Raw genomic sequence first — 24084 nt, 5'->3', positions numbered from 1 at the left:
TCGGCCCAAAGATGTCGGTGCCGCCACCAGACAGGCTCTGACGACATACCGAAAACTGCCCGAAATTGCGTGCTCCCCCGGGTCAAGGAGCCTGTCATGAAACCCCCGTCATCCCATAGTCGCGTGCGCAAATATCTGATCGCCTCTGCCCTTGGTCTGGGTGCAACGGGTGCACTTATCATGGCGGTCGCCTTGCCGACCACCGGCGCTCACGCGATCGTCGTGTTCGATCCGTCGAACTACAGCCAGAATGTCCTGACCGCCGCGCGCACCTTGCAACAGATCAACAACCAGATCCGGTCGCTGCAGAATCAGGCACAGAGCCTGATCAACCAGGCGAAGAACCTTGCCACGATCGGCTTTCCCGAGTTGGAGGCGATCACCCAGACGCTCCGGCAGATCGATCAGTTGATGGGGCAGGCGCAGGGCATCCAGTTCCGTGTCGCCAATCTCGACCAGCAGTTCCGGGCACTGTATCCGCAGAGCTTCGATCAGGCGTTGACCAGCAACCAGCGCGTGATCGCGGCGAAGGCGCGGCTCGACACGGCGATGGCAGCGTACAAGCAGACGATGGGCGTGCAGTCCCAGGTTGTCGAGAATGTCCAGGCGGATACGCAAACATTGCGCGGCATCGTGGCGCGCAGCCAGGGCGCCGAAGGGGCACTGCAAGCCCAGCAGGCGACCAACCAGCTCCTCGCCCTTACCGCCAAGCAGCAGTTCCAGATCCAGACCCTGATGGCGTCGCAATTTCGTGCCCAGGCGATCGAGCAGGCGCGCCGTGTCCAGGGCGAGGCCGAGGCGCGGGCTGCCACTACCAAGTTCCTGGGTTCCGGCTCGGCCTACAGCCCTCAGTAGCGCCGACCGGTTGACGGCGCGGTTCCCCTGACCGTCGCCGTCGTCGCGGGGCGTGGCGACGCTCCCCCGTCACGCCCCGCGGCATTGTCCCTATGCGTCGGAAAACCTCACCGTGAACGACCTCAACGTCATCGACCGCTTCATGGCCGCGTTCATCACCTATATCGACAGCGGCTTTGGGCTGCTCGGTGGCGATGTCGGCTTTCTGACGTCCACGCTGATCGGCATCGACATCACGCTGGCCGGCCTGTTCTGGGCGATGGGTGGCGACGACAATGTCATCGGTCGGTTCATCCGGAAGATCCTCTATATCGGCACGTTCGCGTTCATCCTGAACAGCTTTGCGACGCTCGCCGACATCATCTTTCGCTCGTTCGCGCAGGCCGGTCTTACCGCTGGCGGCGGCGTGCTGTCCGCCGATGATCTGCTCAAGCCGGGCCGACTGGCCGCCACCGGCTTTTCCGCCGCGTGGCCGCTGCTGGACCAAGCGTCGAAGATGATGGGGTTCACCAGCTTTTTCGACAATTTTCTGACGATCGCGGTGTTGCTGTTCGCCTGGGTGCTGGTGATCATCACGTTCTTCATCCTCGCCGTGCAGATGTTCGTCACGATCATCGAGTTCAAACTGACGACGCTTGCCGGCTTCATTCTCGTGCCGTTCGCGCTGTGGAACCGCACCAGCTTCCTCGCCGAGCGCGTCCTTGGCAATGTCGTATCGTCGGGCATCAAGGTCATGGTGCTGGCGGTCATCGTCGGCATCGGCTCGAATTTCTTCGCCGAGTTCACGGCCGCCTTGCAGGGTCAGGAACCCGATATCGGCCAGGCCATGTCGCTGGTGCTTGCGAGCCTCACCATCTTCGGCCTCGGCATCTTCGCGCCGGGCATCGCCTCGGGCCTGGTGTCCGGTGCACCGCAGCTCGGCGCGGGTGCCGCGCTCGGTACCACGGTGGGCGCGGCCGGCATCGCGGCAGTCGGCGGCGGTGCTATGCTGGGCGCCGCCGGTGCCGTCGGTGGCGGCGCCTTGGCCGCGGTCCGCGCCGGCACGTCGATGGGATCGGCGGCATCGACCGCCTACACGCTCGGTCAGAAGACGGTTGGATCGTCGAGTGTGGGCGCAGGCCTTGGTGGCATCGCGCGCGCAGCCGGCAACACGGCACGCAGTCGCATGTCGCAGGCGCTTGGCCTGAGCGAAGCCGCGAGCGGCGGCCGTGCCGCCGCACACAGCGCCTTCAATCAGCCCGGTGGCGGATCGTCGCCTACTGACTCGACGCCTCCCAGCGACGGCGCTCCCGCCTGGGCGCGGGCCATGCGTCGCGAACAGACCGCCCGCCACCACCGTCATGTTGCCCTCCAGGCGATCAAGGACGGCGATCGCGGCGGCGGATCCGCCACACCCGACATCAAGGAAAGGGACGAGAGATGATCTTTAAACGTGCCGTCCAGCGCTATGGACGAACACCCGAGCCAGAGACACCCTACCAGCGCGCCGGGCAGGTCTGGGACGACCGCATTGGATCGGCCCGGGTACAGGCGCGCAACTGGCGGTTGATGGCGTTTGGCTGTCTCGCGCTATCGACCAGTTTGGCGGGTGGGCTGCTTTGGCAATCGACGCAAAGCCGGGTCACGCCCTATGTCGTCGAGGTCGACCGGCTCGGCGAGGCCCGCGCTGTCACTGCCGCCGAAGCCGCCTTTCGACCGACCGATCCGCAGATCGCCTGGCACCTGTCAAAGTTCATCGAGACCGTGCGCGGCGTATCGCTCGACCCTGTGCTGATGCGCGCCAATTGGCTCGCCGCCTATGACGTCACGACCCGCCGCGGCGCGCAATTTCTCGGCGACTATGCCCGCACCAATGATCCGTTCGCGCGGATCGGCGAACGCACCGTGTCCGTGCAGGTCACCAGCGTGGTGCGGGCGTCGGATCGATCATTCCAGATCAAGTGGACCGAGACCGCCTATGAACGCGGCAATCAGACGGGCCGGTCGAACTGGACCGCGATCCTGACGATCGTCACCAAGCCGCCATCGACCGCCGACATTCTGCGCAAGAACCCGCTGGGTCTCTACGTCGATGCGATCGACTGGAGCCGCGAACTCGACGTTGCCGGTCCGGCGCCGGCTTCAGTTCCGGCGCAGAATTCAACCGCGTCCGCAACCATGCCGCAGGGTTCGCCCATCGACCCCGGTCTTGGCGCGGTGCCCGTTCAATCCAGCCCGGAGACACAGCCATGACCCGACGCTTCTTGTTGCTCGCCAGCGCAACCGTGCTGCTGACATTGCCGGCGTCTTCCCAGCCACAAAGGCCCGCAGCACAGCCGAAATCACCAGCCGCCACGAAGACCCCGGTCCCATCGCCCGTGACGGCAACGGTGGCGCCTGCAAAGCCCGTCGTACCGCGTGCCCGCCGATACAAACCGATCTCGGTAAACGAACGCCGCGTGCGAGCCGCCAATGGCGCGGCGACCCTGCAGCCGACGGCCCATGGGTTCATCAACGCCGTACAGGTCTATCCCTATGTGGAAGGGGCTATCTATCAGGTCTACACCGCGCCCGAGCGCGTGACCGACATCGCGCTCCAGCCTGGTGAGGCCTTGGGCGCTGTGGCGTCGGGCGATACGGTGCGGTGGGTCATCGGCGATACCACCAGCGGCAGCGGCACGGACAGGCGCACTCATATCCTTGTAAAGCCGTTCGCCCCAGGCCTGTCGACCAACCTCGTCATCACCACCGACCGCCGCAGCTACCATGTGACCCTGACCAGCACGACAGCAACGGCGATGGCGGCCCTTTCGTGGACGTACCCCGCCGACCAGCTCATCGCGCTGCGCCGGGCCAGCGAAGCGACCGAGGCGGCCAAGCCTGTCGCGTCGGGTCTCACGGTCGAGGCGCTGCGGTTCAACTACGATGTCAGCGGCGATACGCCGACATGGCGGCCCGTGCGCGCGTTCGACGACGGCCGGCAGACCTTCATCGAGTTCCCGCCAAGTCTGTCGGTCGGCGAAGCCCCACCGCTGTTCCTCGTCGATGCAAAGGGCGCGGTCAGTCTCGTCAATTATCGTGTCGCGGGTCGCTTCTACATCGTCGATCGGATTTTCGATCGCGCTGAGCTCCGGCTGGGCACCAAGCATCAGGATGTGGTTCGCATCACCCGCATCGATGAGGGCGGACGGCAGGGGAGGGGGGCATGAGCGAGGAAGCTCAGCCGGCCGCCCCGGCAAAGGCCGATCCGGAGTCACTGGCGATCCGCGCAAAACCGGCGCGCGCGATCCGCTTCCGACGCGGCGTGATCATCGCGATCGCCGCGATCGGCTCGGTCAGCCTGATCGCGATCACCTGGATGGCGCTCAAGCCCACCATCTTCCGCCATGCCTCTGAGCAGACCGACATGTCCGAGCCTAACGGCAAGGCGGCGGCCGATGCAGTGAAGGGTTTGCCCTCCACCTATGGCGATGCCCCCAAACTGGGGCCGCCGCTCCCCGGCGATCTCGGCCGACCTATCCTCGAACGCCAGCGTCAGCTTGCGCTGGAGGCGGCATCCACCGGACAAACGGCGATCGATCAGACGGAGGCCGATCAGACGGCGGCGGCCGAACGCGAGCGCCTTCTCGCCCAAGGCAAGGCCGCGCGGGAGTCGGGTGTGCTCGTTTCCAGCGGGATGACCTCAACAGCCGTGACGGCTACGCGGTCGTCATCCGGGGACGTGCCGACTGTCGCCGAGCAACCCAAGGTGGCGCTTGATCCCACCAACGACCCAAACGCGCAGAACCGCAAGGCAGCGTTCGTGGCAGCCCTCGATCCCACGGGCGACAGTAATCCGCACCGGATCGCCCCGGCCGCGTCGCCCTATCTCCTGTCGGCAGGCAGCGTCATATCGGCGAGCCTGATCACCGGCCTGCGCTCCGACCTGCCAGGCCTCGTCACCGCTCAAGTGACCGAAACCGTCTATGACAGTCCGACAGGGCGTATCCTGCTCGTACCGCAGGGCGCACGTCTGGTAGGAAGCTATGACAGCGTCGTCGCGTTCGGGCAGAAGCGCGCGCTGATCGTGTGGCAGCGGATCATCATGCCTGACGGTAGCTCGCTACGCATCGACAACGTCCCGGCGACCGATCCGTCGGGTTATGTCGGATTGCAGGACAAGGTCGACTTTCACACCTGGCAATTGCTCAAAGGTATCGCGCTTTCGACAGTGTTCGGGGTTGGCTCGGAACTGTCGCTGTCGGGCGATAGCGATCTCGTGCAGGCAATCCGTCAGTCGACGCAAGGCAATGTGTCGCGCGGCGGTGACCAGATCACCCAGCGCAATCTCAACATCCAGCCGACGATCACGATCCGGCCAGGCTCAGCCGTGCGGCTGGTGGTCCACAAGGATCTGATCCTCGCGCCGTGGCACCAATAGGAGCACGATATGACCGAATTGAAACTGGCGAAGCTGCCGGATCGGACGCCGGTCAAGCTGTCGATCACCGTCACGCCCGATCTGCATCAGATGCTGCACGACTATGCCGCGCTGTACGCCGAGACCTATGGACGCGAGGAGCCGGTCGCAGAACTCATTCCTGCCATGTTGGCCACGTTCCTTGAAAGCGACCGTAATTTCGTTCGCAGCCGCGCGACTGGCAGATGAGCACCGGGAAGGGCCTCCCGGACCGCTTCGTAAAGCTCGATGAGGTCAAGCGCCGCGACGGCCCCCGGCAACTCGATGATCTATCAGATGATCCAGGAGTGGACGTTTCCGCATCTATACAAGCTGACGCTATTCGCCTCGCGCTGGAGCGACCGGGAGATCATCGCGTGGATCGTTGAGCAGGGCGGCCGATCATCTGCTGGCATTCCGTGCGGATGCGACGGGCGATGAACAGCATGATCGACAGGCCTGCTAGCTTTCTGGCGTTCGGCGTGTCCGGTAATGCCTCGGTTTCGTGTGTCACACCGATAACAGTCGAACAACTCGACGGGCTCGCTTCGCGCGCCATCGCAGGATTGGTGGGCTGTTCGTTTCGGTTCGACAGCCGTTGCATTAATTGTCCGCGTGGTCATCGGCGCTGTAGCACAGCGGGTTGCGCATCCAGTCACTGACCGCGGACTCCCGCCACCCCGTGCAGCGAGTCGCGATCCGCACCTGCTTGGGAAAGGTGCCAGTCTGAATTTTCCGGTACAAGGTCGACCGGGTCAGGCCCGTACGGTTGAGCACGGCGCCAAGACGAAGAATGCGGTCAGGTGTTTCGGTCTGCATGACAGTGTCCTGTAGTTAGTGAGTCATAACTGCTCATCTGTGCTACATTTACTGAACATGGTTTGCGGCGCAAGTGCGCCCTCTAATCACCAATGGTGTTGTGATTGGTCACTTCGGTGTCGTAGCGTGATCGCTGAGTGACGTGTATTATCTATTTAGGGTATTGAGATGCTGAAAATAAATATTTGGAGTATTTGTCGCGAGGGGGCGACGATCTAGCTCGCCGGCTAGCAGGTAATTGCCAAGTTTATTTAATCGATCTACGCATTTATCAATGCTGGGGCAGGTGAGTTATCAGAAGAACGCAACCCTGTGTTTTATGCTCTGTTAATCGAGCAGGTCGCCTGCAGAAACGTTCAAAAACTTCGCGAGCTTTTCAATAATCATGATCGTTGGATTGCGAGCGCCTCTCTCGATATCGCTCACATAGGTCCGATGAATATTTGCTTCATGGGCAAATGCTTCTTGGCTCAAACCTCGAGCCTCACGCAACCTACGTAGATTCGAACCAAGGCGCTTTCGGATATCCACGACGCGCTAAAGGCACTGGTGTCGCTGATCCATCTACAGACGATGAGAGACATTTCTGATTGACTACGTCCACGCATAAGCAGATCATTGTCTCTCATCGTCGACGCCGCTGCGAGCCTTACCTTTCTTGGCGCATGCGGCGGTTCGATGATCGTGCAGGATCAATGGAGCACAGATGTCCGGATCGGGCGGAGATCGCTGGCGAGATGTTGACCGGTTGAATGGCCCGGCAATCGACGATCTGTACCGAGACCATACCGACTGGCTCCGGCGGCTGATCGCCGGGCGCTTGCGTTTGCAGCCCGCCGATGTCGACGACATCGTGCAGGATACTTGGGTGCGCGCTGCCAGACCCGGCGCTCTGGAGATCACGCATCCGCGAGCGTTCCTGTTCCAGACCGCGCTCAATCTATTTCGGGATCGTAAGCGGCGCGAGGCAGTTCGTGAGCAGCATTCCAGGACCACCACCGCCAGCCAAGGTTGTGGTGACAGGCATGGCATGAACGAGCAGGAGGCGGTTCTTGAACTGGAGCGTATCGTGCTCGACCTCCCGGACAAATTGCGCGACGTCTTCGTCCTGAGCCGTTTCCGGCATATGACCAATGCCGAGATCGCGGCGAACCTCGGTATCTCGATCAAGACTGTCGAATGGCGGATGGGCAAGGCATTGGCGTTGTGCATGAGCAGACTGCGCGACTAGGCGGCGGCACAGATCCATGAACTACAATGGCGTAAGCGGTGACGACGCGCGGGCGCAGGCGGCACACTGGTATGCGCGGCTCCAGACGCTGCCAGTATCTGCGCGGACGCTTGAAGAGTTTTTCGCGTGGCGGCGGATCGACGGGAACCGCGACGCGTACGTCGCCGTCGATCGGTTCTACAATCATGCCGGCAGCCTTGCACATAACCCGGCCATCCTCGCCGCGACCGAGCAGGCAATGAACCGCCCCGCACAGTTCTCCCGCAATCGCGGTCTTTCGATTGGCACAATGGCCGCAGCCGCGATTGCGCTGCTCGTTGTGGGCGTCACCCTGGTCACCGAGTGGCCCGCAGGCGGCGATCGATACGCGACCAGGATCGGCGAACAGCGCAAGCTCATGCTGGCCGATGGATCACGCGTGATGCTCGATACCGATACAGCCATGACGGTGAAGTTCGTCGATGGCGCGCGCGGCATTACGCTCGAGCACGGGCAAGCCTATTTCACCGTCGCGCATGATGCCGCGCGCCCCTTTACCGTCGATGCCGGCGGCGCTCGGGTATTGGCGACGGGCACCCAGTTCGATGTGCATCGCAACGGTGACACGGTCGACGTCACGCTGGTCGAGGGCAGCGTGCGCGTCAGTGCGGATGACCGCCCGGTCGCGCGCTTACGCGCCGGGCAGGCGTTAACGGTCAATGGCGGGCGGGTCAGCCCCATCAAGGCGGTCAATACGGCGCCAGCGACGGCATGGACGCGCGGCCGGATCGTGTTGGACGGGATGACGCTTCAGGACGCCATCACTGCCGTCAATCGCTACGTCGATACGCCCGTCCGGCTCGATGCACCGGGCTTTGCCGAGGCGCGCATCAGCGGCACCGTCGATACGGGCGACGCCCGAAACTTTGCCGCCGCGGTCATCGCAGTCCTGCCGCTGAAGGCGCAGACCGACAGCGACGGATCGATCAGCTTGCGGTAATGAAACGGATGCCGTGGCTGTGATCCAACCGCGGCATCTGGATCAGGCGAGCTTTAGCCGCTTGAGCGGTGCTGGCTTTGAGATGGTGAGCCGATCGATGTGCGTGACGGCCGCTTCGAGTTTTTGCTCGGCATCGCCGCAATCGGCGAACACTCTAGTATCCCTCTGTCCATCAGACGGTCGTCTAGCGGACAGCATGAATATGTCCGTCAATTCTGGACCCGCGATGGTGATTCGGACAAGAATGCAAAATCGAGGCGGAATCGGACAGATCGGAACCGGTCGTGGCGCTGTTCGGCTATGCGCGGGTATCGACCGGCGACCAGAAGCTGGCGCTACAGTATGATGCGCTGAACGCGGCCGGATGCGAGCGCACGTTCGACGATCAGGCCACTGGCGCGAGAACCGATTGGCAGGGCTGGCTTAAGCGCTTGCCTATCTGGCTACCAGCAACACGCTGGTCGTGTGGAAGCTCGACCGGCTCGGCCGTTCGATAAGCCACCTGATCGAGAAGGTCGGCGAACTGGCCGCGCCCAGTGTAGGTATCCGATCGCTCACCGAGCAGATCGACACAACTACGTCGGGCGAGATGCTCGTGTTCAACATCTTCGGCTCGCTCGCCAAGTTCGAGCTGCTGTCTGCTCTCGAGGCGTGGGTTCGCTTATGGGATATGTCGCAAGAAATTGCGGCTGAGCGTATCGCTATTACCCACCCCGGCTTCAACGATTGTTAAAAGGCCAGATGGTAGTTCCCTCTTGATGCATTAAAATACTCGGGGCGCTCCAGAAATTGATATATATATATATATATATATAAGAAATTTATTTTATCTTAGCAGACATCACGTGCCTTAAGATATTCCACCTCCCCGATCATCCGAGATAAAGCTAAATAATCTAACCCTTGCAAAAGATACGCAAATGCTCGTTAACGACGCTATCCCATGAAAAGCGTTGAACTATTTGCGCGCGTTGCGCAGCCCCGCGTTGTAGTAGTAGATCTGGATCGCTCGCTGCCTCGCTCAATACGTGTTCCAGATCTAGCGGGTCTCCTTGCTTAAAATATAGACCATGATCACCAAGAATATACTTATTCTGTGGTATATCACTACAAATCACTGGCGCACCCAAAAACGAGCTTTCCAAAATTACGGGGGATAGCCCCTCGACGTCAGATGGCTGCACGTAAGCGAAGCAGTTAGCCATCAGCACGTGCATGTCCGCCCCATAAACGTAGCCAGGAAATTCTATTCGTGAGTCCTGTGTTTTTCGTAAATTTTGTTCGAATGCGGAGGGATTGGGACTTCCACCCACCAAAACTAGTTTCTTCGCAATTTTTGTGCGTTCGAAGGCTGGAATAAGATACTGAAGCCCTTTGTCTGGGATGAAGCGGCCAACAAAAAGAAGGTAGCTACCAGGACTCAACCCGAGCTGACCTAGAATTCCGTTACGATCGCCGTGATAATCAACATCGGCGCCGAACGGGACAAATTCGTAGCTACGATGAAAACGTTCCTCAAAGTATTTACGTGCAAAGATGTTGTCAAAAATCACTTCATTATGAACACGTCCAGTTAGCTGCGCCATAATCCGAAGGTAAATCTTGGCATACCAGCTCCACTTATCTCGTTTCCAATCTGGCCCGTCTTGGCTAAGGTAGGTTCGCTTACCAAAAAGGCGGAGTAGCGGCGCCCAGAGACTGTTTCCGCCGTTTTGCATATGAACTATGTCAGCGGTGTCGTTAAGCACAATATCAAAAGCAACGCGTGCTGAATGGAATAACGTGTCAAAACCAGACGTCGCTACTGTGCGAAACGATCGCACTTTAACGTTGCGGAACTCGCCATCCCCTTTGGGCTTAGACCGCCCAGGATAAACGCGATTGTAAGCGATCACTTGATGGCCGCGCGCTGCAAGCCGTGGCAGCAGCTCGAGTGCAAATTTATCCGCACCTGCGCCGCCATCTGACGGTGGCAGGCTGCGGAACCCAAAGGCAGCAATCCGCAATGGCTTCTGCTCGTCAACCATGTAAATGGCGCTATTCCGAGGCTATCTTGGCGCCGTCAATCGTCGCTATAACTTCGCCATAATAGTCACGCAAATATTCCTTCACAGAAATCCTCCAATCGCGCATATTGTCCATACCGAGCAGACCAAGCTTGTAGTTCACTAGCCTCTCACAGGGCGGACGCGGTGCAAAAAACTCCTCGGCGAAGAAATCCGATGCAACGGGCTTTACCGTTATTCTTTCAGACAGTCCAAGTACATTGACCAGCTCTTGCGCCACTTCGAAGCGGCCGGTCTCGCCGCCGCAAACCTGATTGTATAAGCCGTAATATTCCGTGTGCAGCATCCGCTCGATGTTGCGTGCAAAGTCCACCGTGTAAGTTGGTGTGCCAAGCTTGTCGTCCACCACCTGAAGTGTCGTTGCGCCCGCCTGAATTTGCTTCATCATCTTGGAGATGAATTTCTTGTCTTTGGCTGGACCGCCACCCATCATCCAACCGGCGCGGAAGATGTAGTGCTTTTGCACCGAACGCTGAACATAGAGTTCGCCCATATATTTGCTGCGGGCATAGACGCCAAGCGGATTGGGCATGTCCCAATCATCGTATAACATCTTACTGCCATCAAATATGCCTGCGGTCGATATATAGACCAGTGGGATGCCAAGTGTGTTAGCGATAGTGCATGCATATTCAACCGAAAGTGTATTGGTGCGATATGCGTCGTCTGGATTCTCCTCGCAATATTCGAGGCTGGTGTGCGCACCTAAATGGATAAGTACATCAGGCGAAAATGTCTCGACTTCACTCTTATATTGAGTGAAGTCACGGAAATCGCAATAAGAAAGCCAATCGGCGTTCAGATCGATATCGCTGCATTCGACTACATGGTCTGCGGCAAAGACCTTATGGATCGCCTCGCCCAACATCCCGCCGCATCCGGCAACATAAATACGCATTAAAGCCCCCATCGATAGCTTTGTATAGCCTAGGCAAGACCTCTCAGATCGACAAGCGCATATTGCGCTGCAGTAAAAAAGTCACGCGGCGCGCTGGTCGCAATCAATGCTGCCTTAGGTTGAGCTGCGCTTCGTTCGGCGTTCCAGCAGCTGAGCGCGTGCCACTAAAGGATTGCCCGGCAGGCGGGGAAATTCGACGTCGGCCGAGTGGATCAAGTCCGCGCGATAGGGGCTTTTGCGGAAGCCCGTACCAGGTCCGCGTACGGTTAGCTTTTCGGTCGCTATCGGACCATACGGTATGGCCGCGCTATGTGGCGGGATGCCGTTATGCGAAACGAGTTGCAAGGTAATGTGCGGGATCGTACGCGGCGCCGTCTGAACCTTGTCAGGTGTGAACCGGATGCCGAACACCGAGGGCAGCGCCGGCGTCCAACGCTCGGCATAGCGAATCATTGGCTTGCTTACCGCGACGCTGCATTTTTGAACATTGAATGCGAAACCGCCGGTTGCGCCGAGTGGTGGTCCAATATCGCCAACCGTAATTTCAAGCTAATCGATTACGGTGCGCAGCATCTTCGCTGGGTTGTAGTTGCCGGCGTTACGGTAGACTGGTAGCCCCTACCGCTTGCACCGCACCGCACCGCGTGCACCGCTCAGACGCACGGCGAGCGTGCCGACGTAGATGTCATGCAGGTTCGCGCGAACTTCTGCCTTTGAAGAGTGCCAACAACTCGTCCTGTCTCGTTCCCGTCATACCAGGCGCGCCGCTACGGATGTCAGCGGTCGCAAGATCGGGCGAGAATCGCGAGCTGGAAAGCGCCATACCTCGCAGAATTGTCCATCTCAGCCAAGGTGCAATTGAAGCACAAGCTCTGCACCTCGAAAAAAGTGAGAACAGCGCTGTATCAAATCGGTTCGTTGCTAACGCTAATCGGATAGGACAACCTCGCTATATTGGCCTTCCGTTTAACGTGCCGCTCACGCGGACAGAACCAAAAAAGCGTTCCCCACAAAGGCGCGATGCGGTCACTCGCGGCGAACCTCTAACAAGATCGCGCTCGATCGCAGCGCCATCTTCGCCGTACTCGAGGAAAGATTAACCGGCTGGCTAATCTTCGTATTGTAGGGTTCGGCGATAGTATCTTGGCCCGACAGAACGCGATCCCCTCGTCGAACACGCCGAACGGGGCGACCCGCGACCGCGTGATCGGGGTGATGACCGACAACAACCGCTATCTTCGTGACAACATCGGCACTCCGCAGGGTGCGGGTAATGACATCGTCGACAACACTGCCGTCATCCCGACGTACATGGCCGCCCAGCTTGGGCGTGCGGACGATGGCGCGGGCGCTGTTCATACGCGCGTCGGCTTTATGTGGGAGTTGGTCGCCCAGCTGGAAAAGACCGGATGCATTCTGGGGAGCTCGCTCTTCTATGACAATTTCGGCGTAAGCGGCTGGGCCACGGCTAATGCTTGGGCGAACGGCGCTCCGACCGCCTGGCTGAGCGCTGCGGTCGCATACGTTACCGCGAACGCTGTCGACTTGGTCGTGATCAACCTCGGGCAGAACGAATACAGTAACGCGTCCACCCGCGCGAACCTGATTCTCATCATTCAGGCATTCCAAGCGGCAGGTGCGGAGGTACTCGTCATGGGAGTGGTGCGTCAGCGTGTGGAAAACGCGGGCTGGTACTTCACAAGCCGCGCTGTTCGGGGGGGGCGGCTCATTTTGCCAGCGCCGCGCACCTGCCGCTTGAGCCGCTGTATCTCGACGCGAACATTGGGGCGATGGGGATTGCGCAGGCGGATCGTTCGAACGCCAACGCGATCAATCACCCTGGCCTTGCCGAAGACCGTGCGATTGGTCGTGAGTTAGCAAAACTGGCTTTCGGACATTGAAGGATGGTTACCAGACCCGCCTTGTCCAGCAGTTCTCACATTCGATCCCGCACTCTTCGGCGAGAGCCTTTTTACAGCTGTGACAAAGACCCGCCGTGTTGAGGCGGGCCGTCTCTTTCCTATTCCAGTCGAGGACGCGCGCTGGAGCGTGGAACGTAAACGTTACATAGCCCCACACCTTGTGAGACAAGGCTTTCAGGTTGGTACCGGATAACTGCATTGGAAGACGCTAACACGAGGTCGCTTCTGAGGGCAGCCGCCGCTAGGATTGACTGTTGGCATACTGGTTTCTGGAAAAACCGTGGTTCGAAGAATAGTGCAACCGGGTCACTGGGACACTCATCGCCCTCAGCTCCAGTACCGCATTCGCGTCGATGCTGGCGCTTTCAACGGTTTGAGCGAGGTGGTAACCCGTGATCATGAACAATCGCGCTTTTGGCCTACTCATCATGGCGCCCTGTGCCGCCCCTGCGATCTGTCAGCCTGTCCGGTTAGAAACAGCAGTCAGGCCAGAGGATGGGTGCAAATGGACATCAGACGCCGGGCCTTGCATTCAGAGGGCCGCGGACCAAGCAGAAAAGCTCGGTGCATTGCTTCGTCTGACGCCGGGAACGAGCTACCCAATCCGTTCTACCGTCTATTTGGGAAGCTTGGCGATCCAATCCCATGGAGCGATTCTTCGCTTGAATATAGGTAGCGACTACAGTCGGCGCGGAACTGCCCCTTTAGCCGGCGAGGGTGTGATTTTAACCAAGTCTGCGCCTGGAGCAGGTTATAGCATCAAATGCGTCTCGATTACTTTCGACGATCTCAGCATTGTGGCCGAACGTTCGTCGGCTAACGGCGGGGTAAAGAGCAGCCTTCTGCTGCAAAACGTGTGCAAATTTAGCGGCAGGTCACTGACGTCTACTATAATCGGAACCGGGGCAGCGCGGGGGGCGGTAGAGACGACGCCGATAGATTTTCGCGCGTGCGTTCAGAACGTAACAATTTCTCGCGCGACAGTAAAAATCGACAACGACGGAGCACCGGGCGGATTCTGGATCAGAAATCGTGATCCGGGGTGCTCGACATCGAATGTATCCATCGGTTCGATAACGGCGGCAACCTCAAGCCGCGACGAACCGGTTGCGATATTCTCAAGCGGTTCGCCAGACGCTGATGTTCATGACATCAAGATTGGCTCGATCACATTTACCAGTGATGGCGGCGGTGGCGAGGGCCCTAGCGTGACAAGAGTGGTTGGCGATTATGACGCGAGCAAAATGCAAAGGATATCGATAAACCGTATCGACGGTACTATTGGACGAATACGCTCGCTTCCAACACCAACCGGCGGTTTTGGCGTAAAGGTGCAGCGAGCGTATGCCACCATTGGTTCTGTTCGGCTTACTTATAACGGGGCATGGGCTGCTAGCCAAAAAGCGGTGTTCGGAGTCCGGTTCGCGCCTGGGACCAACCAGACAGTCCCACTTGTCATCCCGAACGTTGAGATAAATGTAGAACACTCTAACGCCACACCATCGAACAGTTCGGCAATGCTTTACGGGCCGATAAAAGTTCGATCGTTAACGGTTGGCGGCGCAGGATCCGGGTTCCGCGACATTGGATATGACATACCAAACCCGGACGGTGCTAAAATCGACAATCCAAAGCTACGTCTCCAATATCAAGCGGAGCGAAAAAGGGTTCGAAACTAGAGCCCCATCCGTTCGGCCTCGGTTATAAGGCTAGCGCTGCGCGACTGCGCTAAGCTTGCGGCGCCCAGTACGACTCCAAGTGTCATCCAGAAAACGTAGTCCCCGTTAAACGGTCCTGCGTTATGCACTGTAATATGCACCAAATATGGAAGAAACAGTATAATGGATCTCGTCAAATTGGCAGCGAGATAAAGGAAGTATATCAGCAACGGCATAAGAAATATGCCATATATATTCAGTGTAATAAGCCAATTGTTATGCATATCGAGTCGGGTCAAAATATTACCAAGCAGGTTGGCTGATAAAAATGACATTAGGTCGCTAGTTTGGACCGTGTTGACGAGCACCTTGCTATCGAAGGATAGACCGTATCCGAAGGGGTTGTTCACAAAAAGCCGCCAACCGTACTGCAACAGGGGGCCTCTCGCCATGCTCGACTTGTCTCCCGTTTCGCCAATACGTAGACCGGAGCTAGCAAGCATCTCAAGAATAGGACCTGACAGAAAGTATAACAAGAAAACTGCCGGTATGGCAATTAAGAACATCGCAGGATTTCGCGTAGAAACTACTACCGCTAGAAATAAAGCTAAGCCCAAAATAGGTGACCGATTTCCGCCCACCATGCAGATGCAAAAAAGCAAAACTGACCAGCCGATTATTGCCTTCCACCGTAGTTTTCTTTGTGAATCAAACTTAGAGAAGCTGTAATACATACCGACGGCGAACAGCAGGCAGGTTTGTTGCGCAAGAAATATAGTACTGTACGAGAGGCCCGGAGCCCGGTTCTCAACAACCGATGTGTCGGAAGCATCGACATAGACGTTGCCTAGAAGCGCTCGGGCATCAAAGGCGCCGGGAACGCCCAGCCACTGCATTACAGAGAATAAGGAACTTATAAGTACCGCCGCAGCGAAAGCTAGGATCATCGCCTTGGGTCCAATGATCCTAGTCCCCGTCGCAATAGTGAGAAGCAAGACGGCAGCTTGAAGGTGGACCGATATCAGTTCGACGACGGATTCCGCAGCCTGCCCTCTGACGATCGAGATGCCCATGCCGGCAACAGCTAGATAGGCGATGACCGCAAGGGCGGCGCGAACCGATATAGCTGCTTTAACGAGGTGAGTTGATGCGAAAGTTGCAAGTCCAAGCAGTAAAGCAATCATCAAGATAAAGCGGAACGGGACTCCAGCAACACCTGGAGACACGAAGAATATGTTCGCAGCGAAAGCAACGAAGAATATCAGCGAGAGCAGTATCCTCTCACCGCTTAATCTACCACGCTGGGCATATATGTTGGTCCTACCGCCGCGTAGCGCTGGCTCTTTAACCGTCGGCGCCGCCTTGTTGCCAATTATTGAACGCCCTACGTCGGCCATCGAAAACCCCTATACGCCTACCAACCTTCGGTTGAACCGTGGCGTTGCGGGACGTACAGCGTAGCAAGTGCGCTCCGCAAGCCATAGGCTTCAAAACGGGTCCGTGAGATCTCTACTGCGAAGCGGAGTTAGAACTGTGAAAAAAGCCATTGTTTTGGGAAGCACTCTGGCTTTGGCAGTCGGGATGGGCTGGGTTGCGTTAACGCCGGCAGCCACCGCGCTGCCCAGTTATTACGGGACGTATGACACAACCATCCCACGCGAGCAGATCGTCAGCTGCATGCGAAGGGCGGCTGCCAACGCGACTTTCATCGATCAGGGCAGTTCAACGGTCGTCGACCTTAGACCAGCGGGCAGTACAGCGTCTTGGCTAATTACAAGCCGCGAACAGGGCGCTCTCGTTGAGATGATCGCAAAGGATGCAGAGCTCGCTCGGACTTCTTACGTCCGTCGCTGCTATTCAAAACTTAACTCCCTAGCGTAAAAATTCAAGCGTCGGGTCTTTCAGGACTCGCGAATAGCAGTACGGCTTTTTCCTGACCGAGCGCCACTCCTGGCGCTAGTCACCTCCTAAGCCGTCGCATTTCATAACCCAAACACACAAGGTTCAGGGCGGTCCGTTTGTGGCCGCCCTGAGTCGTGTCTGTCGCCTGAAAAGATAACCAACAAGAACGTGGCCAATGCGGTCGCGGGAAAGGATGACGCATGACTGGACCAATCAACAGCAGCCTCTATGCCCAAGCGGTCGCGAGATGACCCCGCTCGGCCATATTGTTAGCGTCGTTGCCATCTGGGCGATAACGTTATTCGGCCTTCGCTTCGCCATCGCTGCGACGGAGTGGATGTTACCAGTCGTGATAGCCTTCTGGAGGCTCGTACGGTGCGCAAAGTCGGCGCGAATCGGCAGCGCGCGCCAGTTCGTGCGCGCCGTCGTCAGGCTCCACGTCCATTTCAAGCGGGCGATCGTCACGCCTTGGTCAGCGCCGCTATCTGACCTTCTACAATGGACGACGCCCGCACTCGTCGCTTGACCGCAAGACGCCCGATCACGTCTACTTCAACCGGCCGCTTCTCACAGCGGCATGAACCCGGCGGGCGCTCCACTTAGCAATCGCGCCGAGCTGTTCAGATCAACCGAGCCACCTCTGTAGCACACCGACGACCGCTCGACGCCCAGCGCCGAACAACTGCGCCGCTCACTCACGGCATGGGACGCCTGGACGTACGGGACGAGCTCGCGCCGTCGTCCAAGCGTCAGAGCTTGTGGGATGGTCCGCCCCCTTACGGTTTGGACGGGTCGGGTGAATCATAAGCGCCTTCATATCGAGGAGGACCGTCATGACAGAAGTAGCAGTGGTCGGCATCGACATTGGCAAGACCTCGTTTCACCTTATCGGCTTGGATGTCGCGGGAACCATCCAGTGGAAGAAGAAGCTCAGCCGGGCTCAACTGCTGCGACATATGGCGGCGCTGCCAAGATGCTTGGTTGGCATGGAGGCGTGCTGTGGCGCCCATCATCTCGCTCGCGAGCTGTCGGCCCTAGATCATGACGTTCGATTGATGGCGCCTCAATTCGTGAAGCCGTTCCTCAAATCCAACAAGAACGACTACCTCGATGCCGAGGCGATCGCCGAAGCCGTTCAGCGACCGACAATGCGGTTCGTACCGGCCAAGTCTTTTGAGCAACTCGATTTACAAGCTCTGCACCGGGTACGTGAACGGCTCGTCAGCAGGCGTACCGCAGTCATCAACCAAATCCGTGCCTTCCTGCTCGAGCGGGGCATCGTATTCCGCGCTGGACGTCAGCACATGGCGCGCGAAATGCCCTTGCTGTTCATTGACGAGCGCTCGACGCTCTCATCGCGCATGCGCACCCTCCTGCAGCGGCTATGGGAGGAATGGCAGACGCTCGACCGAGATATCGCCGTGGTGACAAAGGACGTGGAAGCGATCGCGAAGTCAGATGAGGCAAGCCGTCGGCTTCTCGCCATTCCTGGTGTCGGGCCTCTAGTGGCCACAGCGCTCGTCGCGGCCGTTGCCGACGGTACGGCTTTAAACGGGGCGTGACCTCGCGGCCTGGCTCGGGCTTGTCCCACGACAACATTCGACCGGCGGAAAGCCAAAGCTGCTCGGCATATCCAAGCGTGGCAACAGCCACCTTCGCCGACTTTTTATTCACGGTGCTCGGTCGGCGAGCATGCATATGAAACGCGAGCATGGCCTTGGGCCTTGGCTCGACCAACTGGAAACAAGAACACACAAGAATGTCGCGGTCGTCGCGCTGGCTAACAAGATCGTTCGGATCAGTTGGGCAGTGCTGGCACGTCAGGAAGAGTATCGGTCCCCCATGCAGATCGCCGCCTGATGCTCTAACCGCAACACCCAGGTCTGCAGCACGAGGAGTGATGGCAAACAGTCGATGGCGATACGGTCTAAGCCTGAGCAAAAATGCAGCCGCCAAAGGCTGAACCAGCTTGTTAGGACGACCGTGCGCGTATCCCATCATGGCCAGGGATCGAGATGTCCTACAAACAGGCCGGATACATTTACGCAGACTGTGCAGCCTATCGCGTTTCATGCTTGCCAGACGGGGGCGGACCATACATTTTTTGACAGGACATCCTGCAAAATGTGCTTGTCCAGGCTCAGGTCGGCAACCAGCTGCTTCAGCTGCCGGTTCTGGTCCTCGAGCTGCTTCAGGCGCCTCAGCTCGCCGACGCCGAGACCGCCGTAGACCTTCTTCCAATGGTAGAACGTCTGCTCTGAAATCCCTATCCGCCGGATGAATTCGGCTACCGGTGTGCCGGTTTCCGCCTGCTTCAACGCGAAGGCAATCTGCTCGTCTGTGTATCTAGATTTCTTCATTTCCAGCTCCTTGCCCGAAGGCTTCTCAAGGCCGGAAAACTCTTGCTCAAAATGGACTTAAAAACAGGGGGGACGTCACAGTCGGTCCCTGACTCAAAGTTTTGTGCATGGGACCAAAACTGACTTTACTTCAATATAATTCGAACCGCCCAGCGTTCGCCGCCCCTGTAGATACCGAAACTTAATAGTTAGGCCTTTCGCTGTCTTGCTTGGATTGCTGGCAGGAGAAGGTCGGTCCGTAATCCCGCAACGTCCAATGCGGTCGCCGCTGCCACGTAGATCAGCCCAAGCATGCTGCCAAGCAGCACCAGCCCAGCCACCCCCCCGAGCCGAGGCAATACGGTATCGACGACTACTACGGCGCTTGCGGCAAGCGCGATCCGACCGAGTTGCGACCAAGGTGGACGGACATGGAGTACGGCGAGCGCAATCGCGACCGATGCAAGCAGCCCAACCGCGGCACTGCCCCAAAAAACGGTTAGCGGATCCAGCGCTGCGATGCCGAACAGTTCAGGCCCGTATAGCCCGAGGCCGCACAGCGCCAGCGAGAGCGCCGCGCCGGCCACCGAGAAGCCTGCTTTCTTGAACGCGTAAAACAACGGGTCGACCGCAAAGAGCCGAATACAGATGAGTCCGGTGCCCAGTACGCAGGGGCCGACGGAGGCGACGAACACGGCGCGATAGGACGGGCGCATCAGTACTTGTGCGACCTCATCACCAAGGAGCCAGACGAACAGCCCGACTGGAACCACTGCCGCGAACGCCCAGGCGATCTGCTTGCGGTTCGATCGCATGATTGCCTCGGCGTTGCCGGTGTCGACCGCGCTGAACGAATTTTGCATCGCGACGACGTTGACGGCCAGCCCCGTCACCGCCAGCGCCTTTTGGGAAAGATCGGCCGCGAGTAGCGCGCCTGCAGCACCGCCTTTGCCAAGATGCGCGACCAAAGCCCATCGCACCAGCGTCGGTACAGCGTTGGCAATGACGCCCGACACCGCCGCGAGCGCACCATAGCGCGCAAGTATTGACCATTCGGTCCAGCGTGCGCCCGTTGCGCCCGCCGCCGCGGACTCATCCTTTCGTGATCGCCGGTCGATCGCTAGCGCGACCACTAAAGCGGTTCCGAACGATACGCCGAGCGCGAGTGAGGTCCACCAGCCGCTCCCCAATGCGAGACTTGTCGCCGCGACGAATCCAATGCTGAGCACCGCACGGATCACCCAATTTCGTGCAAACGCTACATTCTCGCGCGCAGCGCGGATAAAGGCCTGGTTGCCATCGAACGTGCCCTGACCGATAGCGAACAGGATCGCGCCTGCGTAGACCATCCACATATCGAATGGGAAGAACATCCAGCTGACTGCGACAATTATTAACAACGCTAGAGTAAGGTATATATAACTGGCCACCAGCACGTGTTTGCGGTCGCCCGCCCCCGCCAGGCCAGGCGCTGAGTACCGGAGCGTCGCAAGCCTGAGCCATTCGAACAGGACACCGGTCATGAACTGGCCGGAGGCCCATACGAGCGAGAAGATAACATACTGCGAGGGAACGAGCACAAACGGCGTGATTAGCGAGATTAAAACCGATGTTGCGTTAGCGAACAGCACTGCCAATGGGACGAGCCACTCCTTCTTCATGGCGCGCCGACGACGGCTGCCGGCCGCGCTGACGCCGCAATCTGCGTCGCAAGCCTTTCGTAGAAACCCGTATTAGTAAGGGTGTCATCGTAGAAACGGCGCGCCCGGTCCCCGGCCTCCAACGCCTTCGGGAGATCGAGACCACGGATGTGATCGACACATTCCTCGATCGTTTGGTACAGTGTTACGAAGTCAAGCTGGTCGATCGTCGCGATCCAATCGCGCAGACAGTTGTTCTCGCTAATTATCACGGTTTTATTAGCGGCAAATGCCTGAATGCAGACGAGTTGGCCTGACATGACGTCCGGATCGGTCAACGGTAGAAGCACCGCTTTGGAGCGTAGAATGAGGTCGGCGAACCGGTCGCCATATGCATCGTAATGGACTGTAACGTTCTCGTTAAAACTCATTCTCGCCACGTCATCGGGACGGCAGGCTACGACAAATCGCTCGGCAGGCAGTGCCGCCGCGATAGCGGCTACGTCAGCATATTTACGGTTGCCGCTGCCACCCGCAAATATGTAATCCCCTAATACGCTCATGTTGCGGTGATTGTTGATGTATGGGTAAATAAGGTCTAGCTCATTTAAGACCTCAATATTATCTCGGTATTCAACCGTATTAAACTTGCGGAAGAGATAGTCACTAGCCGACATAAAATATGACTTTTCGCTGTTCTTGATCATCCCTGTAAACAGCCATTCTATTACTCGGCCCGCTAAGTTTGTTCGCTTTTTGGATATAATATAATAAACGATATAAGAACGCCGAGAAAATGGAAAAACTCTAACAATTATATAATAATAAAGGGCAATATATTGTTGCCAAAGAAATACTTTGTTATAGCTTTTGCTAAGGGTTGCTGCAGACCACGCCATTTTAATGTATTGCCAATGTCGTCTACTTGTCGATAACCCCAAGGATACCTTTCTGATTCGGTAGTCTATAGAAATTGCTCCCCCCGAAGCTTTTAACGCCTGCGACAAGCGCTCTGGATCGCCGCCATCGCCCACATATAGCACCCGCAACCTAGTCATTGCGCTTCCCCCACACCGGACAACATCCCCGCATATAACGCGATTAATCTACGCGTTGCAGCCTCCTGACTGAGGCCTTTGGCAAGGAAGCCGGCGCGTACTGCCGCTCGGTCACATGGCACGCTTAGGCTGCGATCAACGAGTTCAGCGAGCGCGGAGGGATCAAAGCGGTCGGCAACGTAGCAACACGGCACGTCGTTCAGCATCTCTTCGACATTGCCAACATTCGTTGCGACCACCGGTAGGCCGGTGCAAAGCGCCTCCTTCACTGAATTCGGCGAGCCCTCATAGTCAGAGCACAGCAGGTGCAAGTCCGCCGCGTTGAAGAAGTCGAGGACTTTGCTACGCTCTTGGTTGACCATTACCAGTTCGCGGATATCGCGGTCCGGGCGACGCTCTCGCAACAGCTCGAGCGTATCGACGAAGCGGTCGTAGCGCTTCTGCGGCCGGTGCTGGTCTTTGGAGCTGACGAACATCAAATATGTCGCAGCCGGATCGAGATTGAGGCGCGCGCGGGCCACAAGCTTCGACGTCACATGAAATTCGTGCTCGTTCACGCCGTTAGGAAGATGTACGAACTTCTGCTTGCCACGAAACTGAGGGGGAATTGGACTTTTGAAGATTACCCGATCAGCGATGCGCACGCCAAGGTTGCAGAGCGCGATCTGCACGGGCTTCAAGGGAATCTCGACCTCGTGTAGCCAATCGTTCTGGAAAGAGACAACGACTGGCGTGCTGACCCGCGCCAGTCCGGCAACGATCGCCGAATAGACATGGTGGCAATGGACAACGTCATAGCCCGTCGCTGCCTCGCGCAGCCGATCGACCGCCTCCCAATACGCTTTTTTGCCCTCGCTTCTCGCATTTATGAACAGTACATCAGCCTGCAATCCCGCGTGATTCAGCGCAGCGATCTGTTCCTTTACGAAAACCCCAAACTCAGGGAGTTTGGGAAACGGGAAGGCATTGGTCACGTGCAGGATCTTCATCTTAACTCCAGATGTCGCCCGCCATCGCGAGACGCTGACTGGCACCGGAGCTCGTGAATCGCTCGACGCCGACGCCCGGAAGCGCATCAATATTCCATTGTGCGATGCGAAGAAAAGCGTCAAGTAGAAGCCGTTGGGGTCGCCGCAGACCCCATAAGACTAAAGGTTACGGATCGCTTGCGGCAGGGGGCAGTAGCATTGGCTATCTTAGTAACTGGCGCGGCTGGGTTTATTGGCATGCATGCTGCGCTTGCGTTGCTAGCGCGCGGCGATACCGTGATTGGTATCGACAATCTTAACGATTATTATTCGGTGTCGCTCAAGCGGGATCGGCTGGCCGCTATCGCGACGGCAACCGGTGGCGAGCGCTTCCACTTTCACGAGCTCGATTTTGCCAATACAGCGGCGCTGGACGCAGCACTGGTAGGCTACAAAATCGATCGGATCGTGCATCTCGGCGCGCAAGCAGGAGTACGCTATTCGCTCGAAAACCCTCACGCCTATGTCGCGTCGAATCTCGCCGGTCATGTAAATGTGCTTGAGTTGGCGCGCGAACGCGGCGTGGCGCATCTAATTTATGCCTCATCGTCGTCGGTGTACGGTGCATCGAGTACTATACCGTTCCGCGTCGAGGACCGCGTCGATTGGCCGATATCGCTCTATGCCGCGACCAAGCGGGCCGACGAACTGATGAGCGAGACCTACAGTCATTTGTTCCGCCTCCCTCAAACGGGGCTGCGCTTCTTCACGGTCTATGGTCCGTGGGGCCGGCCCGACATGGCGATGTGGCTGTTCACCGATGCGATCCTAGCCGGTCGCCCGATCAAGGTCTTCAACCACGGCAAGATGCAGCGCGATTTCACGTATATCGAGGATATAATCGCCGGAGTAATAGCGGCACTCGATAATCCGCCGCCGGACGATGGCGTGGTAAAGGCAGGCGGCAGCGTATCGCCGCACAGGCTGTACAATATTGGCAATAATCAACCAGAGGAACTCGAGACGCTGATCTCGGTGCTGGAGGAGACGCTCGGCAAAAAGGCGGTTCGCGAGTATCTGCCGATGCAGCCAGGCGACGTGCCTAGGACGTATGCCGACATTACGGCGATCAGTAGCGACCTTGGCTTTGCGCCGGCTACGCCGATCACTGACGGCATTCCGCGCTGGGCGAGATGGTATCGAAATTATACGCAACGTTAAAAATTCGGTTGTCCTATTTCAACAGGACCATCCTTGGCAGGCCACAGCCCCCGAGTTGTCACCAAGTGTCCATATATCGAGAACAAGCGGTAACACAGAAGCGCTGTTCGT

General features: G+C 58.1%; 24 protein-coding genes and 3 pseudogenes. 16 read left to right on the top strand and 11 right to left on the bottom strand.

Annotated features, from left to right (window positions below; all coding sequences use genetic code 11):
• The first annotated feature begins 96 nt into the window (after positions 1-96).
• The 6 genes from trbJ (at position 97) to AC3D24_RS08265 (ending at position 5482) form a co-directional block, all read left to right on the top strand.
• Complete coding sequence (gene trbJ, locus AC3D24_RS08290) at positions 97-855, top strand: P-type conjugative transfer protein TrbJ (RefSeq protein WP_489029728.1); 759 nt, start codon at positions 97-99, stop codon at positions 853-855.
• Positions 856-967: 112 nt separating this feature from the next.
• On the top strand, positions 968-2278 hold the full coding sequence (gene trbL, locus AC3D24_RS08285) for a P-type conjugative transfer protein TrbL (protein WP_489033108.1): 1311 nt from the start codon (positions 968-970) through the stop codon (positions 2276-2278).
• Entirely contained in the window at positions 2275-3087 is an 813-nt protein-coding gene (trbF, locus tag AC3D24_RS08280) for a conjugal transfer protein TrbF (RefSeq protein ID WP_489029726.1), read from the top strand. Before trbL ends, trbF begins: the two co-directional genes overlap by 4 nt.
• Positions 3084-4043, top strand: a complete 960-nt coding sequence (gene trbG / locus AC3D24_RS08275) for a P-type conjugative transfer protein TrbG (protein ID WP_489029724.1) — start codon at positions 3084-3086, stop codon at positions 4041-4043. Before trbF ends, trbG begins: the two co-directional genes overlap by 4 nt.
• Positions 4040-5254 (top strand): TraB/TrbI/VirB10 family type IV secretion system protein, encoded by a 1215-nt coding sequence (locus tag AC3D24_RS08270; RefSeq protein WP_489029722.1) that lies wholly within the window; start codon positions 4040-4042, stop codon positions 5252-5254. The genes trbG and AC3D24_RS08270 overlap by 4 nt, the downstream gene beginning before the upstream one ends.
• Before the next feature lie 9 nt (positions 5255-5263).
• On the top strand, positions 5264-5482 hold the full coding sequence (locus AC3D24_RS08265) for a DUF2274 domain-containing protein (RefSeq protein ID WP_489029720.1): 219 nt from the start codon (positions 5264-5266) through the stop codon (positions 5480-5482).
• Between the two features lie 160 nt (positions 5483-5642).
• Here AC3D24_RS08265 and AC3D24_RS08260 read toward each other — a convergent pair whose 3' ends face one another.
• The 3 genes from AC3D24_RS08260 to AC3D24_RS08250 all read right to left on the bottom strand — a co-directional run bounded on the left by AC3D24_RS08260 (position 5643) and on the right by AC3D24_RS08250 (position 6565).
• Positions 5643-5876: a hypothetical protein gene (locus AC3D24_RS08260; protein WP_489029718.1), complete on the bottom strand. Its 234-nt coding sequence runs from the start codon at positions 5874-5876 to the stop codon at positions 5643-5645.
• Complete coding sequence (locus tag AC3D24_RS08255) at positions 5876-6091, bottom strand: helix-turn-helix transcriptional regulator (RefSeq protein WP_489029716.1); 216 nt, start codon at positions 6089-6091, stop codon at positions 5876-5878. Before AC3D24_RS08255 ends, AC3D24_RS08260 begins: the two co-directional genes overlap by 1 nt.
• A gap of 327 nt (positions 6092-6418) precedes the next feature.
• Positions 6419-6565 (bottom strand): helix-turn-helix domain-containing protein, encoded by a 147-nt coding sequence (locus tag AC3D24_RS08250; RefSeq protein ID WP_489029714.1) that lies wholly within the window; start codon positions 6563-6565, stop codon positions 6419-6421.
• A 232-nt stretch (positions 6566-6797) separates the two neighbouring features.
• On the opposite strand from AC3D24_RS08250, the gene AC3D24_RS08245 reads away from it, so the two are divergent.
• The 4 genes from AC3D24_RS08245 to AC3D24_RS08230 all read left to right on the top strand — a co-directional run bounded on the left by AC3D24_RS08245 (position 6798) and on the right by AC3D24_RS08230 (position 9034).
• A complete protein-coding gene (locus AC3D24_RS08245; RefSeq protein WP_489029712.1) occupies positions 6798-7322 on the top strand; it encodes an RNA polymerase sigma factor in 525 nt (174 codons plus the stop codon).
• A 16-nt stretch (positions 7323-7338) separates the two neighbouring features.
• Positions 7339-8301 carry a FecR family protein gene (locus tag AC3D24_RS08240; protein ID WP_489029710.1) on the top strand — a complete coding sequence of 321 codons (963 nt, stop codon included), beginning with the start codon at positions 7339-7341 and terminating at the stop codon, positions 8299-8301.
• A 284-nt stretch (positions 8302-8585) separates the two neighbouring features.
• Positions 8586-8798 (top strand): recombinase family protein, encoded by a 213-nt coding sequence (locus AC3D24_RS08235; protein ID WP_489029708.1) that lies wholly within the window; start codon positions 8586-8588, stop codon positions 8796-8798.
• Positions 8765-9034 carry a recombinase family protein gene (locus AC3D24_RS08230; RefSeq protein WP_489029706.1) on the top strand — a complete coding sequence of 90 codons (270 nt, stop codon included), beginning with the start codon at positions 8765-8767 and terminating at the stop codon, positions 9032-9034. The genes AC3D24_RS08235 and AC3D24_RS08230 overlap by 34 nt, the downstream gene beginning before the upstream one ends.
• 163 nt (positions 9035-9197) lie before the next feature.
• On the opposite strand, the gene AC3D24_RS08225 is transcribed toward AC3D24_RS08230, so the two are convergent.
• The 3 genes from AC3D24_RS08225 to AC3D24_RS08215 form a co-directional block, all read right to left on the bottom strand.
• Positions 9198-10328, bottom strand: coding sequence for a glycosyltransferase family 4 protein (locus AC3D24_RS08225; protein WP_489029704.1), 1131 nt, complete (start codon positions 10326-10328; stop codon positions 9198-9200).
• A gap of 10 nt (positions 10329-10338) precedes the next feature.
• Entirely contained in the window at positions 10339-11265 is a 927-nt protein-coding gene (locus AC3D24_RS08220; RefSeq protein ID WP_489029702.1) for an SDR family oxidoreductase, read from the bottom strand.
• Between the two features lie 114 nt (positions 11266-11379).
• Positions 11380-11718, bottom strand: coding sequence for a hypothetical protein (locus AC3D24_RS08215; protein WP_489029700.1), 339 nt, complete (start codon positions 11716-11718; stop codon positions 11380-11382).
• 690 nt (positions 11719-12408) lie between these two features.
• On the opposite strand from AC3D24_RS08215, the gene AC3D24_RS08210 reads away from it, so the two are divergent.
• Together AC3D24_RS08210 and AC3D24_RS08205 are read left to right on the top strand one after the other, a co-directional pair.
• A complete protein-coding gene (locus AC3D24_RS08210) occupies positions 12409-13143 on the top strand; it encodes an SGNH/GDSL hydrolase family protein (RefSeq protein WP_489029698.1) in 735 nt (244 codons plus the stop codon).
• Between the two features lie 613 nt (positions 13144-13756).
• Positions 13757-14866, top strand: a complete 1110-nt coding sequence (locus tag AC3D24_RS08205; RefSeq protein WP_489029696.1) for a hypothetical protein — start codon at positions 13757-13759, stop codon at positions 14864-14866.
• Here the strand turns inward: AC3D24_RS08205 and AC3D24_RS08200 are convergent.
• Positions 14863-16242 (bottom strand): hypothetical protein, encoded by a 1380-nt coding sequence (locus AC3D24_RS08200; RefSeq protein WP_489029694.1) that lies wholly within the window; start codon positions 16240-16242, stop codon positions 14863-14865. The genes AC3D24_RS08205 and AC3D24_RS08200 overlap by 4 nt on opposite strands.
• Positions 16243-17187: 945 nt before the next feature.
• Here AC3D24_RS08200 and AC3D24_RS08195 point away from each other — a divergent pair.
• From AC3D24_RS08195 to AC3D24_RS08185, 3 genes and pseudogenes are all read left to right on the top strand, one after another.
• Positions 17188-17328, top strand: a pseudogene (locus AC3D24_RS08195) (IS3 family transposase); the annotation flags it as partial.
• A gap of 252 nt (positions 17329-17580) precedes the next feature.
• Positions 17581-18434: pseudogene (locus AC3D24_RS08190) on the top strand (IS110 family RNA-guided transposase); the annotation flags it as partial.
• Positions 18435-18445: 11 nt separating this feature from the next.
• Positions 18446-18607 (top strand): hypothetical protein, encoded by a 162-nt coding sequence (locus AC3D24_RS08185; RefSeq protein ID WP_489033268.1) that lies wholly within the window; start codon positions 18446-18448, stop codon positions 18605-18607.
• A 236-nt stretch (positions 18608-18843) separates the two neighbouring features.
• Here AC3D24_RS08185 and AC3D24_RS08180 read toward each other — a convergent pair.
• The 4 genes and pseudogenes from AC3D24_RS08180 to AC3D24_RS08165 all read right to left on the bottom strand — a co-directional run.
• Positions 18844-19107: pseudogene (locus tag AC3D24_RS08180) on the bottom strand (transposase); the annotation flags it as partial.
• Positions 19108-19295: 188 nt separating this feature from the next.
• On the bottom strand, positions 19296-20609 hold the full coding sequence (locus AC3D24_RS08175) for a hypothetical protein (RefSeq protein ID WP_489029692.1): 1314 nt from the start codon (positions 20607-20609) through the stop codon (positions 19296-19298).
• 134 nt (positions 20610-20743) lie between these two features.
• Positions 20744-21784 carry a hypothetical protein gene (locus tag AC3D24_RS08170; protein ID WP_489029690.1) on the bottom strand — a complete coding sequence of 347 codons (1041 nt, stop codon included), beginning with the start codon at positions 21782-21784 and terminating at the stop codon, positions 20744-20746.
• Entirely contained in the window at positions 21781-22773 is a 993-nt protein-coding gene (locus AC3D24_RS08165) for a glycosyltransferase family 4 protein (RefSeq protein WP_489029688.1), read from the bottom strand. The genes AC3D24_RS08170 and AC3D24_RS08165 overlap by 4 nt, the downstream gene beginning before the upstream one ends.
• Before the next feature lie 198 nt (positions 22774-22971).
• On the opposite strand from AC3D24_RS08165, the gene AC3D24_RS08160 reads away from it, so the two are divergent.
• Positions 22972-23973, top strand: coding sequence for an NAD-dependent epimerase/dehydratase family protein (locus AC3D24_RS08160; protein ID WP_489033106.1), 1002 nt, complete (start codon positions 22972-22974; stop codon positions 23971-23973).
• Positions 23974-24084: the final 111 nt, after the last annotated feature.

It is taken from the genome of Sphingomonas sp. SL1004, assembly GCF_057815015.1.
The sequence above is the reverse complement of the archived record's forward strand: the minus strand, read 5'-3'. Positions and strand labels throughout refer to the sequence as shown.

Coding starts and splice junctions, on each gene's coding strand:
- AC3D24_RS08185 (WP_489033268.1), top strand. CDS start 18,446: ATGAAACGCGAGCATGGCCTTGGGCCTTGGCTCGACCAACTGGAAACA.
- AC3D24_RS08240 (WP_489029710.1), top strand. CDS start 7,339: ATGAACTACAATGGCGTAAGCGGTGACGACGCGCGGGCGCAGGCGGCA.
- trbJ (WP_489029728.1), top strand. CDS start 97: ATGAAACCCCCGTCATCCCATAGTCGCGTGCGCAAATATCTGATCGCC.
- AC3D24_RS08225 (WP_489029704.1), bottom strand. CDS start 10,328: ATGGTTGACGAGCAGAAGCCATTGCGGATTGCTGCCTTTGGGTTCCGC.
- AC3D24_RS08270 (WP_489029722.1), top strand. CDS start 4,040: ATGAGCGAGGAAGCTCAGCCGGCCGCCCCGGCAAAGGCCGATCCGGAG.
- AC3D24_RS08220 (WP_489029702.1), bottom strand. CDS start 11,265: ATGCGTATTTATGTTGCCGGATGCGGCGGGATGTTGGGCGAGGCGATC.
- AC3D24_RS08265 (WP_489029720.1), top strand. CDS start 5,264: ATGACCGAATTGAAACTGGCGAAGCTGCCGGATCGGACGCCGGTCAAG.
- AC3D24_RS08170 (WP_489029690.1), bottom strand. CDS start 21,784: ATGACTAGGTTGCGGGTGCTATATGTGGGCGATGGCGGCGATCCAGAG.
- AC3D24_RS08255 (WP_489029716.1), bottom strand. CDS start 6,091: ATGCAGACCGAAACACCTGACCGCATTCTTCGTCTTGGCGCCGTGCTC.
- AC3D24_RS08245 (WP_489029712.1), top strand. CDS start 6,798: ATGTCCGGATCGGGCGGAGATCGCTGGCGAGATGTTGACCGGTTGAAT.
- trbF (WP_489029726.1), top strand. CDS start 2,275: ATGATCTTTAAACGTGCCGTCCAGCGCTATGGACGAACACCCGAGCCA.
- AC3D24_RS08165 (WP_489029688.1), bottom strand. CDS start 22,773: ATGAAGATCCTGCACGTGACCAATGCCTTCCCGTTTCCCAAACTCCCT.
- trbG (WP_489029724.1), top strand. CDS start 3,084: ATGACCCGACGCTTCTTGTTGCTCGCCAGCGCAACCGTGCTGCTGACA.
- AC3D24_RS08215 (WP_489029700.1), bottom strand. CDS start 11,718: ATGATTCGCTATGCCGAGCGTTGGACGCCGGCGCTGCCCTCGGTGTTC.
- AC3D24_RS08175 (WP_489029692.1), bottom strand. CDS start 20,609: ATGACCGGTGTCCTGTTCGAATGGCTCAGGCTTGCGACGCTCCGGTAC.
- AC3D24_RS08260 (WP_489029718.1), bottom strand. CDS start 5,876: ATGCAACGGCTGTCGAACCGAAACGAACAGCCCACCAATCCTGCGATG.
- AC3D24_RS08200 (WP_489029694.1), bottom strand. CDS start 16,242: ATGGCCGACGTAGGGCGTTCAATAATTGGCAACAAGGCGGCGCCGACG.